The organism is Eilatimonas milleporae (assembly GCF_003688555.1).
GTDB classification, from domain to species: domain Bacteria; phylum Pseudomonadota; class Alphaproteobacteria; order Sphingomonadales; family Kordiimonadaceae; genus Eilatimonas; species Eilatimonas milleporae.
The window spans coordinates 488,248-503,826 of record NZ_REFR01000011.1; the positions used below are offsets into that span (position 1 = coordinate 488,248).

Sequence of the window (15,579 nt, forward strand, 5' to 3'; positions counted from 1 at the left end):
CCCTCTGCCCTTTTTGCGCTCAGGCCGCCGTCTTTTCATACTCCAGAATCATGGCATAGGCATCCGTGGTCAGGAATTCGGCCAGGTCGTCCGCCATCACCAGCCGGTCGAACAGCGTGATGGCATCCTCCAGCCTGGGCAGGTGGCCGGCGCTGTTGCGCAGGGCGTCATATTCCTCATCCAGCATGCGGCGCATCAGCCCGTCGTCGATCACCCGCCCGTCGTCCAGCTGCGCCCGGTGCACCCGCCACTGCCACAACTGGGTGCGTGAAATCTCCGCCGTGGCCGCGTCCTCCATCAGATTGAAAATCGGCACGCAGCCGGTGCCGCCCAGCCATGCCCCCAGATACATCAGACCGATGGTGATGTTCCGGCGCAGGCCGGTCTCGGTGATGGTGCCGGTGGGCAGTTTCAGCAGATCGTCGGCGGTGACGCTGACATCCGCGCGTCGGGTGGCGATCTGATTGGCGTTCGGCATATGTTTGTCGAACTCGGCCAGGGCCACGGGGACCAGGCCCGGATGGGCGACCCAGGTGCCGTCATGGCCGTCGGAGGCTTCGCGCTCCTTGTCGGCCCGCACCTTGTCAAAGGCGGCCTTGTTGGCGGCCTCGTCCGTCTTGATGGGGATCTGCGCCGCCATGCCGCCCATGGCGTGCGCGCCCCGGCGGTGGCAGGTCTTGATCAGCAGCAGGCTGTAGGACCGCAGGAAATGCTGGGTCATGCCGACCGCGTCGCGGTCGGGCAGGACCATGTCGCCGCGCCGGGCGAACCGCTTGATGAAATTGAAGATGTAATCCCAGCGCCCGCAGTTCAGCCCGACGATGTGGTCCTTCAGCTCGTAAAGGATTTCATCCATCTGGAAGGCGGCGGTGATGGTTTCGATCAGCACGGTGACGCGCACGGTGCCGCGCGTGAGGCCCAGCGTGGTCTCGGCGAAGGTGATGACCTCTTCCCACAGTCTGGCTTCCAGATGGTGTTCCATCTTCGGCAGGTAGAAATAGGGGCCGCTGTCGCGCTTTTTCAGTTCCGCGTGATTGTGCACCAGATACAGGGCGAAATCGAGGAAACCGCCGGACACCGGCTGTCCGTCCAGCGTCACATGGGCCTCGTCCATATGCAGGCCGCGCGGCCGCACCAGCAGGACCGCCGGCGTCTCGCCGAGCCGGTAGTCCTTGCCCTTGGCCGCGTCGTGAAAGCTGATGGTGCGCGCCACGGCGTCGCGCAGATTGATCTGCCCCTCGATCTGGTTCGCCCATGTGGGGGTGCTGGAATCCTCGAAATCGGCCATGAAGCATTTGGTCCCGGCATTCAGGGCATTGATCACCATCTTGCGATCCACCGGGCCGGTGATTTCCACGCGGCGGTCGCGCAGGTCGTCTGGAGTGGGCGCCACGGTCCAGTCGCCGGCGCGGATGTCCGCCGTCTCGGGCAGGAAGTCCAGCGTACCGCCGGCGTCCAGCTTTGCCTGCACGGCGTCGCGGGCTTTCACCAGATCGCGGCGACGGGCGGCGAAACGCTGCTCGATCCCGGCGACGAGGGCCATCGCCTCGTCGGTCAGGATACTGTCCTGTCCCGCCACGTGCGGGGCGTCGATGCGAAGGCCTGCGATATTGTGCGTCATTGATGAAGTCTCCGTGGGTCTGGTGTTGGCCGTCTGGGTGGTGTGTGTCCGGTGTGAACCGATGTGGTCCGCAGCCCGGACTGAATTGTGCGGTGCGGCAAAACAACGCCACTGTAGCCACCGGAAGGCGGTGAGGCAAATGCTGGATTGCCACGCCCGCGCGAATTGATGCAGCCCTGATCTTTCGGCATGGCCTTTCAGCATGCCCCCTCGGCATGGCCCCTTGGCTCGGCCTCCTCGGGCCGGATCCTTCAGACCTGATCCCCGTCGGTTAGCCGCAGCAGTTCGGCCGCCACCGCCACGGCGATGTGGGCCGGGGCCTTGCCAGGGATACCGGCGATGCCGATGGGGCAGGTCAGGCGGGCGATGTCCGACGGGCTCAGCCCTTCTTCCCGTTCGAAGCGCCGGACGAAGCGCGTGCGTTTGGTCCGCGATCCGATCAGCCCGCAATAGCGCGCGTCGCCGCGCGCCAGCACCGCCGCTGTCACCGCGAAGTCGAGATCGTGGCTGTGGGTGAACACCAGATAGAAGGCCCCGGCGGGGGCGACCGCCACTTCCGCCGCCATGTCGCCGGTGACGGGGTCGAGCAGGCGCTTGCGGGTGTTGGCCGGAATATGGTCGGGAAATTCCTCGGCGCGGGAATCGATCCAGGTGATGCGGAACGGCAGATCGGCCAGCGCCCGCACCACCGCCCGGCCCACATGCCCCGCCCCGAAGATGAACAGCGGCCGCCGCGCCGCGCCCGCGGGCTCCAGCAGATAGGCCGCCTGCCGTGGCTGTCCGCCAAGCCCGATGGGCTGTCCGTCCGCCATCAGCAGCAGCGGCCCGCTTTCCGCCAGGGCCAAAGTGCTCTCAGCCAAAGTGCCTTCGCCCAGAATGTTTTCGCCCAGAACGTTTTCGCCCAGACCGCTTTCAGTCAAAGTCAGAACGTTTTCGCCCAAAGCCACAGCGCTTTCCGGCACATCACCGTCCCTCGGCGCCGCCGCGTCGCTGATCCCCGCCTCTGTCCCCGCCTCTGTTCCCGCTGCCGTGACCGGTCGTTTTTCCGGATCCGTCCCGCTCAGCCGCGAGAGGATGAAGGCCGGCGTCGCGACGAGACGGGCAATGTGCCCGGCATCGTCCGGGGTGAAGCGCTCGTAAAGCAGGCTGGCATTGCCGCCGCAGCACTGGTTGAGCAGGGGCCCGAGGGGATAGTCCTGATAGTGCAGGGCCCGTCCCTGCACCCGGCGATCACCGCCATCTTTGTCCTGATTGCCAGCCTGATTGCCGTCCTCATCGCCGCCCGGTATCCCCGGCCCGCCCAGCATTCTGTTCGCCTGCGCGATCGCCTGCAGTTCCAGATTGCCGCCGCCGATGGTGCCGCTGACCCGGTCGCGTGTGACGATCATGCGGGTGCCGGCGTCGCGCGGCACCGACCCGCGCGCCAGCGCGATGGTGACAAGGACGGCCGGCGTCCCGGCGGCAAGGAGGGCATGCAGATGCGGCCAGTCGCCGTCGTCCGGGGCGTTCGCGCCCGCATCATACCCCGTCTGTGCGACGGACGACTCCCCAGGCGATTCCTCCCGTGCCGCGACGGGCGAGCCCCCAAGCAACGCCCCAGGCGGCTGTTCCGGTGTCGTACCGGGTGGCATGCCGGCCAAGGACATAGGCCGGGACGCAGTCAGAGACGCGGGCCGGGCCGGTGCGGTGGAAACGGGCGGATCATCGGACATGGCGTCTTTCTAGCCCGGTTTGTCCGGTTCCGCCAGCGCCCCGTGGTCCGCCCGGTCCGCGCCCCGGCCGCGTCATGATCCGGTTCCGGTCCTGACTCCGTCCCCGCTTTCGGTCCCGGTCCCGTCCCCGCTTCCGGCCCCGGTTCCGTTTCTGACCTAATCGCTCCCGTTAGAATTGTTACTGAAATAAGACGCTGCGATGCAGCAAAAACCTTTGTATTTACTGGTGTTTCAGGGGTTGACGTCCCCCCCATGCCTTGGGGCATGATGGCATCCGCATCAGGGGAGGGGTCGTGTTGCCCGCATTGCGGGAAAGTCTTCCTTGAATGTCTTTTTTTGCCCATCAATTCGGAGACAGACAATGGCACGCGTAGCACTGGTAACCGGTGGCACCCGCGGCATCGGCGCCGCTATCTGCAAGCATTTGAAGGATGACGGCTACAGCGTCGTGGCGAATTACGCCGGCAATGTGGAAAAGGCCGAAGCCTTTTCCCAGGAGACGGGGATTCCCGCCTATCGGTTCGACGTGTCCGACTATGACGCCTGTCAGGAACAGGTGGCCGCGATCGAAGAGGCGGTCGGCCCGGTTGACGTTCTGGTCAACAATGCCGGCATCACCCGCGACGGCACGCTGATGAAAATGTCGCACGAGCGCTGGCAGGACGTGCTGGACACCAATCTGGGGTCCTGCTTCAACATGGCGCATGCGGTCTTTCCCGGCATGAAGGACCGCAAGTTCGGCCGCATCATCAATATCGGCTCCATCAACGGTCAGGCCGGCCAGTACGGTCAGGCCAACTATGCCGCCGCCAAGTCGGGCATTCACGGCTTCACCAAGGCGCTGGCCCAGGAGGGCGCGCGTTACGGCATCACGGTGAACGCGGTCGCCCCCGGCTATGTCGACACCGACATGGTCGCCGCCGTGCCCGAGGACGTTCTGGCCAAGATCGTCGCCCGCATCCCGGTCGGTCGTCTCGGCAAGGCCGGGGATATCGCGCGCGGCGTCGCGTTCCTGGCGGCGGACACGGCCGACTTCATCACCGGGTCGACCATGTCGATCAATGGCGGCCAGCACATGTACTGACCCGGACAGGCCAGTATTCGGACAGGCCAGTATCGGACAGGCCTGTACCGGATGGAAACGAAAAGGGGCCCGGTGTTTTGCCGGGCCCCTTCCTTGTGTGCGGGTCTTGTCTTTGGGCCGTCTGTTCAGGCTCTGTCTTTAGGCCGCCATCACGCGGTTGCGGGCCGCCTGGTATTCCGCCTCCAGCCGGGCGACGAAGTCGGCGGTGGTCTTGACGTCCTTGACCGCGCCGATGCCCTGTCCGCAGCCCCAGATATCCTTCCACGCCTTGGCTTCCGTATTGCCGCCGGAGCCGAAATTCATCTTCGACGGATCGCTTTCGGGCAGATTGTCGGGGTCCAGTCCGGCGGCGATGATGCTGGGTTTCAGATAGTTGCCGTGCACGCCGGTGAACAGGTTGGTGTAGACGATATCGTCGGCCACACCGTCGACGATGCCCTGCTTGTAGCGTTCATCCGCGTTGGCTTCCCGTGTCGCGATGAAGGCGGACCCGATATAGCCCAGGTCCGCGCCCATGGCCTCGGCCGCCAGTACCGCATCGCCCGAGGCGATCGCCCCCGACAGGCACAGCGGCCCGTCGAACCATTCGCGGATTTCCTGGATCAGCGCGAAGGGCGACAGCGTGCCGGCATGGCCGCCGGCGCCGGCCGCCACCGCGATCAGGCCGTCGGCGCCCTTGGACACCGCCTTTTTTGCAAACGTGTTGTTGATGATGTCATGCAGCACGATGCCGCCGTAGGAATGGGCGGCCTCGTAAATCTCCTCCCGCGCGCCGAGCGAGGTGATGATGATCGGCACCTTGTATTTCACGCACAGTTCCATGTCGTGTTGCAGCCGGTCGTTCGAGCGGTGGACGATCTGGTTCACGGCGTAAGGGGCCGCCGGGTTGTCCGGATTGGCCTGATTGTAGGCGTCCAGCTCTTCCGTGATCTTTTGCAGCCACACCTCAAGCTGTTCCGCCGGCCGGGCGTTCAGCGACGGAAAGGACCCGACGACGCCGGCCTTGCACTGCGCGATCACCAGGTCGGGGTTGGAAATAATAAAAAGCGGCGCGCCGATCACGGGCAGGCGCAGGCGCTGTGTCAGCCAGTCGGGCAGGGCCATATGTCACCTATCTCTTTCAACAAGGGGCGGCGGATAATAATCACACCGGTCAGTTCCATTATTCGCGACGCTAAGGCGTGCGGATGTGCAACTCAACAAAAAAGCCTGAATATTGAACAAGACATCGGCTCACGCCAGGACGGATTGGCCGCGACGATAGAAAAGGGCGCCTCCCGCTTACCCCGCCCCCAGCTCACACTCGGGCCTGCCCCCTTGACCTGCGTGCCGGGGCCGCCGACACTGTGGCCGGGTAAAAGACGGTAGGGCCCGGCTATAAAGACGACAGGGCAGGGCACGGTCCGGCGCTTGCCGTGTTGCCGGGCTGTTTCCGGGCGCGGTCTTCGGCGCGCGGCTTTCGGCTCTTAAGGGGCGGCGACAGTCACCGGGCCGTCACAGGATCGCCGCAGGGCCGTTACAGGGCGGATAGAAGGGGGAACGCACATGACACCATTCATGACATTTCAGGCGGCCGGGTCCGCGACACGCGGGGCCGTGGGGGCGGTTTCGCGGGAACGCTTTCCGGCCCTTTTGCTTTTGGCCCTTTTGTTTTTGGCCGCGCTGACGGCGGGGGCCGCGCAGGCGGCGGACCGGAAAGCGGACCGGAACGCCGCCCGGAAAACGGCGCTGGTCGGCGGGCGGCTGATCGACGGTTTCGGCCACCGGCCCATCGCCAACAGCGTCATCCTCGTCGACGGCGACACCATCACCGCCGTCGGCAGTCTCGGTGCCCTTGCCGTGCCCGACGGCTATGATGTCATCTCCACCGAGGGCATGGATGTACTGCCGGGCCTGTGGGAAAACCACGCCCATCTGATGCTGACCGGCCACTCCGACTATCCCCACTGGCACAGCACCTATCCCGACCGCTACGCCGACGAGATCATGCCGGCCAGCGCGGTGCAGCTGCTGCTGGCCGGGATCACCAGCGCCCGCGATCTCGGCGCGCCGCTCGAGGCGTCCGTTTCCGTCAAGCGGCGGATCGAGGACGGCACCATTCCGGGGCCGCGCCTGTTCATTTCCGGGCCCTTCATCCAGCACCGCGCCTATCCCGGCACCGAGGGGTATCGCTGGGGCGTCTTCGGCGCCGAGGACGGCCGGCGCAAGGTGCGCGCACTGGCCGAGGCCGGCGTCGACATCATCAAGCTGATCGATCAGGACGCCATGACCCTGGACGAAGCCCAGGCCGTGGTGGACGAGGCCCACAAGCACGGCCTGAAGGTGATCGCCCATTCCCACCGGCCCGGTGAAATCCGCCGCGGGCTTGAAATCGGCGTCGACAATTTCGAACACACCGGCCTGACCACCGCGCCCGGATACCCCGACGATGTCATGCAAATGCTGACGGAACGCACGGCCACCGGCCGCATTGCCGGCGGGCCGCTGTTCTGGACACCCACGGTCGAGGGTCTGTGGAATTACAAGCACACCGTCGACAACCCGGAAAAGCTGGACGCCACCTGCTGGCACCGGGGCCTGAAAGCCGACACCATCGCCGATATCAAACGCTCCATCAGCCGGCCCGGCCAGCTTGGCTACACCCAGCTGACGCCGTTGCGCCGTCCGACGCTGAAGCACAAGATCGCCCAGCTGCGCGAGGCCGGCGTCGTCTTCCTCGTCGGCACCGACAGCGGCATCCCGATGAAATTCCACTGTCAAAGCACCTGGAACGAGATGGACGTTCTGGTCAATGTCATGGGCCTGCCGCCGATGGACGTCATCCGCGCCGCCACCTACTGGCCGTCCGTCATGATGGGGGTCTCGGACAAATGGGGCACCGTCTCCGAGGGCAAGTTTGCCGACATTGTCGCCGTGCACGGCGATGTGCTCCGCCACATCAATCTGTTGTCCCGCGTCGATTTCGTCATGAAGGGCGGCGTGGTCTACCGTGAAAACGGCGATGTGGTGGAGACCGCCCTTGCCGCCCGCTGATCCGTGACCCCCTCCCTCGACACGCGGCCCGCCTTTGACGCTCGCCCCGTCTTCGATATTCGCGGCGTGACGAAATCCTTCGGCGCCACGGCGGTTCTGCACGGTGTTTCGCTGACCGTACCAGTAGCGGGAACGACCGTGCTGGTCGGCCCGTCCGGCTGCGGCAAGTCCACACTCCTGCGTCTGATGATGGGCCTGGAGGGTGCCGACGGCGGCACCGTCACCTTTGAAGGCGACCCCGTGACCGCCGGCGACCTCGCGCTCAGGCGGCGCATGGGCTATATGGTGCAGGGCGGCGGCCTGTTTCCCCATCTGACCGCCGCCGGCAACGCGGCGCTGATGGCGCGCTTCCTCCGCTGGCCCAGGGACCGCATCGCCGCCCGGCTGGCGGAGCTGTCCGCCCTGTGCCGCTTTCCGTCCGACCTTTTGTCCCGCCGTCCCGCCGCCCTGTCCGGCGGGCAGAGGCAGCGCGTCGCCATCATGCGCGCCCTGATGCTGGACCCGCATGTGATCCTTCTGGACGAGCCTTTCGGCGCGCTTGACACGCTGGTCCGCCACGATCTTCAGGATGAGCTGAAGGCCCTGTTCGCCGACCTCGGCAAGACCGTCGTCCTCGTCACCCATGACATGACCGAGGCTGCCTTTTTCGCCGATCAGGTGGTGCTGATGCGCGCCGGCCGCATCATACAGAGCGGCCCGGTGGCGGCCCTTGTGGACACGCCCAAAGACCCCTTCGTCACCCGTTTCCTGACCGCGCATCGGCCCAGACCTGATCAGCAAACCAGACCTGATCAGCAAACGAGACCCGATCAGAAAGCAGGGCCCGATCAGCCAACAGGACCGGATCAAAGCCGGCGGGAGGATGGCGCATGATGCCGGTTGTTGCCGTCCGTGCGGGGTTTCCCCTTCGCCTTTGGCGCCGGCTCTGTTTTGGCGTTTCGCTTGTTCTGGCGGCTGCGCTCGCCGCGTCGGCCCCATGTTTTCCCGTTGCCCAAGAGTCTCCCGCTGTTCAGGGGTCTCCCGCTGTTCAGGGGTCTCCCGCTGTTCAGGACTCTCCCGCTCAGGACCGCCCCGTCGTGGTCGCCTCCAAAACCTTTACCGAAAGCGTCGTCCTCGGCGACATGCTGGCCCTGTCCATGCGGGCCGACGGCCTTGTCGTGCGCCACCGCGCCGGCCTTGGCGGTACCCGTGTGGTGTGGCAGGCGCTTCTGCGCGGCGATGTGGATGCCTATGTGGACTATACCGGCACCCTCAGCCTTGAGATCCTGCGCGACACCGGCGCCGCCGGTCTTGCCTCCATCCGTGACCGCCTGCGCGCCCGCTACGGGCTCGGGGTCAGCGCGCCGCTCGGATTTTCCAATTCCTACGCCTTCGGGGTGCGTCCTGCCGTGGCGCGGCGGCACGGGCTGAAAACCATCGGCGATCTGGCGCGCGTGCCGGATGTGAAACTCGGCCTCAGTGCCGAGTTTTTGCAGCGCGGCGACGGCTGGCCGGGCCTGAAGGCACGCTACGGCCTGCCGCACACGCCGTCCGGTCTCAACCATGATCTTGCCTATCAGGGCATCGCCGCCGGCCAGCTTGACGTCATCGACATCTACACCACCGATGCCGAGATCGATCTCTACGGCCTGACCGTGCTGGCGGACGACCGGGGCTATTTTCCCGACTATGCCGCCGTCGTCGTCTACCGCCGCGATCTCTATGACCGGCACCCGGCGGCGCGCGGGTCCATCGCGCGGCTGGAAGGGCTGATCGATGCCGCCGCCATGCGCCGTCTCAACCGCCGGGCCAAAATCGACCGGGTGCCGGGCGCCGAGGTCGCCGCCGCCTTTCTGCGCGCCCGTGCCGGTCTGGATGCGGGCGAGGGTGCGGCGATGGATGCGGCCATCGGTGCGGGCCTGGGTGAGGGGCGTGGGGGCGGCCCGTGGGCGCAGGTGCCGCGCCACACGCTGCGCCATCTGTTTCTGGTCGGCCTGTCGCTGGGTGCGGCCATTCTGGTGGCGATCCCGCTCGGCATTGCCGCCTTCTGGTATCCGCGCTTTGGGGCCGCGATTCTCGGCATGGTCGCCGTCCTGCAGACGGTGCCGTCGCTGGCGCTTTTCGTCTTCATGATCCCGGCGCTCGGCATCGGCTGGCTGCCGGCGGTGGCGGCGCTGTTCTTCTACAGTCTGCTGCCGGTGGTGCGCAACACCCATGCCGGTCTGTCCGGCCTGCCGGGCGATCTGGTCATGGCGGCAAACGGCCTGGGCCTGCCGCGCGCCGCGCGCATTCGCCTGATCGAACTGCCGCTGGCCGCGCCGATGATCCTGGCCGGCATCAAGACGGCGGCGGTGATCAATGTGGGCACCGCCACCCTCGGCGCCCTCATCGGCGCCGGCGGGTACGGCGAACCGATCCTGACCGGCATCCGTCTCGACGATATGGAAATCATCCTGTCGGGCGCGGTGCCGGCGGCGGTCATGGCGCTGCTGGTGCAGGGCCTGTTTTCCGCCATGGAACATGGGGTGCGGCGCTAGCGCGCTTTCAGGCGAAGTGCTTGCGGTTCGCCGCCCGGAAAGCGCGCCACAAATATCCACATGCTTTCAGGCGAAGTGTATACGGTTCGCCGCCCGGAAAGCGCGTCACAACGATCCATAGCTTTCAGGCGAAGTGTCAGCGGTTCGCCGTCCGGAAAGTGCTCCAAACTGCCGCTCGCCGGTCTCGGCCCCCTGATGACCCGGTGTGCAACGCCGGTTACTGTCCTGTCTGTGCCGCTGTTTTCTCGAACGGATCTTCTGATAGATAAAAAATTTTATATAATTTAAATAGATAAAGTATTTTATTATAAATTCTAAGTCAAAATGACCTATCGATAGGTAGGTAAAGCCCTTAAAGTGTCCCATCGTTGCCTGTGCCTGTTTCGGCATGGCAGGGACGCCTTATCCTGCCATGCCGGTACCATAGCGGTCAGCTGGTGACGGACACGGACGCGGATCCGCGAACGTCGACTTCGCTACCATTGACGGTGAGGGACAGTTTGTCCGGTGTGAGTGAAAAATCCACTCCCTGAAAGCTGGAACTGACTGTCGGCACCGTATAGATCGTGCCCGCCAGATGATCCTTGATCTGGCCCGGTATCATATTGGCCACAACCTCGTTCAGGATGAGGGTGACAATCGGCCCCGCGGCAATCGATGTGATCGTTGCCAGGAAATTATCCGGTTTGATCGAGACGCTCGGCGTGCTGACGCTGCCGCCGGCAAGATTTACATTGTTTTTATCGTCAATCGAAATATTCAGCGTCACATGCACGGTGCCGATGTCGATATTCCACTTGGCCGTGCCGATGCCCACGTCCAGTTCGTATTTGCCGCCAAGATTGAGCGCCAGGTTCAACCGGCCGCCGCTGACCGAAAAGCTGTAGCCGTTGATGTTGACGGTCGTGTCACTGTTGGGACGGAAGGATTTTTCCGTATGGTTCCACCAGACATTGCGGACCACATTCTGCATCAGCCCGTTGGACAGGACGAGCCCCAGGCCCAGATCCGTTGATGTCGGTGCCGATGAGGATATGCTGGCGCCGCCACTGATCGTCGCACCGACATTCAGCGCGTCCGAAACCACGGCCACGGCATAGCCCTGAAAGCTGGTGCCTTCTATCGGACCGATCGGCAGTTGAATGGCGGACAGCAGGCTTTGTACCTGACCGATGATCTCCGGCTTCTTGATATCGAGGACCTTCTGCAGAAATGGGTCCTCCGAATTGAAAGTCATGTCGGTCACCGAAAAGGACAGATCGCCCGAACCGGTGATGGCGGCCTGCGCGTCGGCGGTGGCGGGTACCTTTGTCGAGGACGGCTTTCCGCCTTCGGGCGTGACACTGATGCCGAGGCTGAGGTCGACCTTGAAGGCCGCCGTGCCGCTTTGGCTGAAATCGAAAACCGGCGCCTCGGTCAGGGACCATGTAACGCTTACCTTGACGCCTTCCACCGTGATGGTGGATGTGCCGCCGATCTTGTCTTTGATCGAGGGAAAAAGGCTTGTGGATGTATCGTTCAGAAGGCTGGCGTTGACGCCGGCAAGAAAGTCGGTGGACATGACATGTCTCCTCGGTCGGGGTCGGTTTGGAAAAGCGGATGCGTTATGACGTCACAAGACCGGTCGTCATGGCGCAGCCCGCGGCGACGTTGTAAAGGAAGTTGACAATTGCCTTCGCTTCCTCCTCGGTCTTTTCGAAAACGGATTTCAGGACGTTCAGGACTTCTTCCGCCGCATACCCTGCGGCGTGAAGAAGACTGGCCGCCTCCTTCGCCGTTTTCTCGAAATAGGAGGCGAGGACTTTTGCCGCTGCCTCCAAATCCTTGAAGCCTTCGATCAGGCCGTTTTTGAGTGCCTTGAGCCATCTCAGTGCGTCTTTGAAGAAACTATCCAGGGCGGCTTCCAGCGCTTTGATGGCGTACTGGGCGATATTTTCCAGCGACTGACCGTCAATATCGAGATGGATGGAGGGTGTGTTCAGGCTCTCGCCCAGAATGGTGACGCCGAAACTGGCGCTGGCGGAAATGGTATCGCCCGAGACACCGAAGCCGAGGGATGCGTGCACATTGTCATTCAGCAGGAAACTGCCGCGCCCGGAAATTCCGAAAGGATGATCGAGACCGATGACCGCGCTGCCGCTGGCGCCCATGTCTTGCAGGCCATTGAACCAGGCCTTGATATCATATGAGGTGCCAAGCGGGTTCTCGTAGCTCAGCGCCATATTGAATTTTTCGTCCCGGTATTCGATGAGCACGGAATCGGTGATGCCGAGAAAATCGATCTCGCCGGAAATCTTCATCGCCGGTTCGCGGAAATTGGGGTCCGGGTTGCTGGGATCCGTAAAGGTGCACAGCAACAGTCGCGGCCCTGTTTTGACAGCTTGTGCCCGTTGGTGTCGCAGCGCCGTTATCCGGGGCGCTGTCTGGTCGGAGGCCGCCTTGATGACCAGGAAATTCTTGCCGCCGACAACGATCTCGTTCAACTGATCGTAAAAAGCGATGCCCTTTTGCGGGACATATTCCAGCTGTATCGTGTCCTGTATGATCAGGAAGTCGATTTCGCCGAAAACATTATAGCCTTCCTGAAAGGTGATGGTGGCGATCTGGGTGTTTTGCGGAACCACATAGAGCTGTGCCTCAAGGGACACATTGATGGTTTTCTTCGCCGTGTCCGCCTGCAATTCATAATGATACATTGTCGACAGATCGAACAGATACCACAGCATGCCCTTGGTATTGACGATCAGCTGTATCTGCGCGCTGTCGCTCGGCAGGCTAATCCCGCCCGCGGTCTTGAACATGGCCTGAATCGTGGTCAGGTCATAGGCGTCCAGCGCCTCGGCATAGGTCGCATAGTCGGCATTGAAGCCGTGAATGCCGCCGACACCGATTTCCTTCAGCGCGTTTTCCAGGAAATCCGGCAGCCCCGCTGTTGATCCGGCGATGGACTGGATGATATCGGCGAGCGTGATGTCGCTGACGGACCCGGCCACCATGGATTTCGCCGGGTCGGCGGAGTCGATGAAAACGGCGATGGAACTGTCGAACTGCTTGAAATCAAGCGCCGCGATAAAGCCGAAGGAAGGGACCCCCTCGAAGGAGATTCCCAGCTCCAGAGCCAGTTCCTTCAGTTTGAAGGAGCTGAAATTGATCGTGCCCCGGCCCGTGACGATCATATCGCCCGAGATGAAGGCACCGTTCTCGGTCACCAGCAGCTGGGCATCGAACTGGACGGCCTGTCCCTGGATTTTCGTGTCCGCGGTGCCGGTCATGTAAAACATGATCTCGCCGCCCTGCCATTTGATGCCCATGGTACCGGACAGGGACAGCCCGTTCTGGTCCGCCGGCACTCCGCCGGGCCCGATGGTCAGGGACAGGTCGGCCTCGGTCGCGGCATCGCCGCCGATAAAGAAGGAAATCGCCAGGGTTTGCGTGGTCGGCAGATTCATCAGCCTGGCGACATTGGTCAGGATTTCATTGTCGCCGAAACTGGCGTCCGCATAAAAATAGAAGCCCTTTCTCAGTCCCTTGGACTGGGCGGGCGGAACGATGTCTCCCTTGCCGATCTTCGGATTGTCGAACAGTGACAGCGCGGGGAAGGAAAAGTCGCCCTTGTCGATCGTCGAGATGACGATGACCTGATGGGAATCGGGCGGGAAAATCTCCAGAAACGGCTTGATCGCGGACAGACCGTCCAGTGACGCCAGCTGCCCCAGTGTCAGGTTCAGTCCCAGTGCGAACCCCCAGGTGCCGCTGTCGTCCAGAAGCGTGAAGGCCAGGTCGCCGAAATGGTCCACATGGGTGCCGAAATCCAGCTCGAACGTGCCGGACTGGTCGCGGATCAGCAGGGTCGACTCCGTGAAGGCGATGGCACCGAACCCGTCCGGCAGCACAGTGTCCGCATTGGTGATCCAGCCGAGAAGCTGGTTCAGCGTCACATCGGCGAAGGCGCCGCGCATTTCAAACCCGCGCGTCGGGTCGTATGACATGGACAGCGTCGCTATGTCCGGGACAGTCAGGGTCCCGGCAACCTTCGCGGTGGTCTGCGGACCGGTCCCCAGTGTACGCGACCCCAGTGTACGCGACAGGCCGAAGCGTACATCCTCGATGACCAGACCCTTCGGTCCGAGCGGCACGGCCCAGGACGGGTCCTTGGCCATTTCCGTGAAGAAGTTGAAGCGGACGCCGGGGTCGTAATTGATGCTGAGCGCATCGATATGCAGGTCGGCGCCGCTGCCCGTGGGCGGCGTGGTCCCGCCCGGCAGATATTTATGGAAAAAGCTCTGAAGCGGGATATCGACCCCGGTTTTGAGGGCGCCTGAGATGAAAAAATCGGGATAGCCGGCTTCCACGTCGATCACCGCGCCGAGCACGTCCAGTTCCATGGTCATCGTCGCCGAGAGCCGCGGGCCGTCGAAAGGGGTGGTGACGATGAAGTCCGCCGTCAAGGGGCCGAAATCGAAGCTGGCATCCGAGCGCGGCCAGCGCGGGGCTTCCGGCATGTCGACCGCCAGATAGACATAGTCCGCCGAAATGCCGCTGCCCGGTGCTCTGGAAAAGGCGATCGCCGCTTCTTTCAGGTCCAGGGTGCCCAGCCTGTCGGCGGCGTCCCGCAGCGGCTCGGGCAGACCGTCGATCAGGGTGTCGGTGCCGGCAAGACCGACGAAATCGGCCAGATTGCCCACGGTGACATTCTCGAACGTGCCTGTGATCACCAGTTTCGGCAGGCCGATCTGGACCTTGGACGCCAGATCCAGCCCCACCTTCAGGCTGTCGATATAAATATGGCAACTGAAGCCCATGGCCGGCAGATAGTCGGGGTTCCGTTGCAGCTCGGACGCGGACAGGGGCGAATAGACGGTGAACGCCGTTCTGGTCAGTTCCAGCGTGTCCGACAGGGTGAAATCGATCCCCAGACCCGCCGACAGTGTGATGCCCGGCGGGTTGTCCGCTTCCACCCACGGGAAATTCGTCGCCGATCCGCTCAGGCGGGGCAGGGTCCGGCCCGTCGGCTGGATGATCGTGCCGGTCAGCGCGAATTCCGTATCCAGACCGATCTCGTCGGTGAGGGCGCTGATCAGCCCCGCCAGTTTCGTCGCGCCGGCAAAGGCGAGCCCGGCCTCCAGATCGACCTTTCGCGACGTGCCGCCCACCGGTATATCCACGCTCAGCGGGTCGGTCGTGGCATGGAAAACCGCCGCGCTGAATGTCAGCTCATACAGGGGAGAGATCTGTGTCGCCGTGAGTGTGGTGGCGAAATTGAACGCCGCCGGCAGGTCGGGATAACTGTCCCGAAACCCCCAGGACCGGCCGCCGCCGGCCAGTGTGAACGCGATGTCGGCCGTCACATCCCCGCTGTCCGGGTCCAGCACGAAGGTGGCGATGACCGGTGCCCCGTCCACATTCTGAAAGGATGACCCGGTGCCGGTGACCTGCACGGTGTCGCCGGCGTCTCCGGGTCCTTTGCGTGCATGGCTCAGCGTCAGCGGCGTCCCGCCGAAAACCGTATCGAAGAAAGATTTGTACCGTGCCGTCGTCACTGTCTGGTCGGTGATCGCGACCGTCCCGTCGGGGCCGATCGCGAGATTCCGGCGCAGGGTGTCGATGTCCATG

At 63.6% G+C, this 15,579-nt stretch carries 9 protein-coding genes; 4 read left to right on the forward strand and 5 right to left on the reverse strand.

Going from position 1 to position 15,579, the window contains the following annotated elements; all coding sequences use genetic code 11:
* Positions 1-19 precede the first annotated feature (19 nt).
* Positions 20-1,621 (reverse strand): malate synthase A, encoded by a 1,602-nt coding sequence (aceB, locus tag BXY39_RS10320; RefSeq protein ID WP_211332188.1) that lies wholly within the window; start codon positions 1,619-1,621, stop codon positions 20-22.
* A gap of 251 nt (positions 1,622-1,872) precedes the next feature.
* Positions 1,873-3,333: a xanthine dehydrogenase accessory protein XdhC gene (gene xdhC, locus BXY39_RS19330; RefSeq protein WP_170163756.1), complete on the reverse strand. Its 1,461-nt coding sequence runs from the start codon at positions 3,331-3,333 to the stop codon at positions 1,873-1,875.
* Between the two features lie 361 nt (positions 3,334-3,694).
* Between xdhC and phbB the strand changes: the two genes are divergently transcribed.
* Positions 3,695-4,417, forward strand: coding sequence for an acetoacetyl-CoA reductase (gene phbB / locus BXY39_RS10335; RefSeq protein ID WP_121938758.1), 723 nt, complete (start codon positions 3,695-3,697; stop codon positions 4,415-4,417).
* Positions 4,418-4,555: 138 nt separating this feature from the next.
* Here the strand turns inward: phbB and BXY39_RS10340 are convergent, their stop codons facing one another.
* Positions 4,556-5,521 (reverse strand): NAD(P)H-dependent flavin oxidoreductase, encoded by a 966-nt coding sequence (locus tag BXY39_RS10340; protein ID WP_121938759.1) that lies wholly within the window; start codon positions 5,519-5,521, stop codon positions 4,556-4,558.
* A 441-nt stretch (positions 5,522-5,962) separates the two neighbouring features.
* Between BXY39_RS10340 and BXY39_RS10345 the strand changes: the two genes are divergently transcribed.
* The 3 genes from BXY39_RS10345 to BXY39_RS10355 all read left to right on the forward strand — a co-directional run bounded on the left by BXY39_RS10345 (position 5,963) and on the right by BXY39_RS10355 (position 9,966).
* On the forward strand, positions 5,963-7,450 hold the full coding sequence (locus tag BXY39_RS10345; RefSeq protein WP_211332189.1) for an amidohydrolase family protein: 1,488 nt from the start codon (positions 5,963-5,965) through the stop codon (positions 7,448-7,450).
* 3 nt (positions 7,451-7,453) lie between these two features.
* Complete coding sequence (locus BXY39_RS10350; RefSeq protein ID WP_211332190.1) at positions 7,454-8,323, forward strand: ATP-binding cassette domain-containing protein; 870 nt, start codon at positions 7,454-7,456, stop codon at positions 8,321-8,323.
* A gap of 203 nt (positions 8,324-8,526) precedes the next feature.
* Positions 8,527-9,966 carry a glycine betaine ABC transporter substrate-binding protein gene (locus BXY39_RS10355; RefSeq protein WP_211332191.1) on the forward strand — a complete coding sequence of 480 codons (1,440 nt, stop codon included), beginning with the start codon at positions 8,527-8,529 and terminating at the stop codon, positions 9,964-9,966.
* Between the two features lie 430 nt (positions 9,967-10,396).
* Here the strand turns inward: BXY39_RS10355 and BXY39_RS10360 are convergent, their stop codons facing one another.
* Together BXY39_RS10360 and BXY39_RS10365 are read right to left on the reverse strand one after the other, a co-directional pair.
* Complete coding sequence (locus BXY39_RS10360) at positions 10,397-11,527, reverse strand: hypothetical protein (RefSeq protein WP_121938760.1); 1,131 nt, start codon at positions 11,525-11,527, stop codon at positions 10,397-10,399.
* A gap of 43 nt (positions 11,528-11,570) precedes the next feature.
* Positions 11,571-15,578, reverse strand: coding sequence for a hypothetical protein (locus tag BXY39_RS10365; RefSeq protein WP_121938761.1), 4,008 nt, complete (start codon positions 15,576-15,578; stop codon positions 11,571-11,573).
* Between the last annotated feature and the right edge of the window lies 1 nt (position 15,579).

Excerpts from the sequence above, each read along its gene's own strand:
- aceB (WP_211332188.1), bottom strand. The coding sequence starts at position 1,621 with ATGACGCACAATATCGCAGGCCTTCGCATCGACGCCCCGCACGTGGCG.
- phbB (WP_121938758.1), top strand. The coding sequence starts at position 3,695 with ATGGCACGCGTAGCACTGGTAACCGGTGGCACCCGCGGCATCGGCGCC.
- BXY39_RS10345 (WP_211332189.1), top strand. The coding sequence starts at position 5,963 with ATGACACCATTCATGACATTTCAGGCGGCCGGGTCCGCGACACGCGGG.
- xdhC (WP_170163756.1), bottom strand. The coding sequence starts at position 3,333 with ATGTCCGATGATCCGCCCGTTTCCACCGCACCGGCCCGGCCCGCGTCT.
- BXY39_RS10365 (WP_121938761.1), bottom strand. The coding sequence starts at position 15,578 with ATGGACATCGACACCCTGCGCCGGAATCTCGCGATCGGCCCCGACGGG.
- BXY39_RS10360 (WP_121938760.1), bottom strand. The coding sequence starts at position 11,527 with ATGTCCACCGACTTTCTTGCCGGCGTCAACGCCAGCCTTCTGAACGAT.
- BXY39_RS10340 (WP_121938759.1), bottom strand. The coding sequence starts at position 5,521 with ATGGCCCTGCCCGACTGGCTGACACAGCGCCTGCGCCTGCCCGTGATC.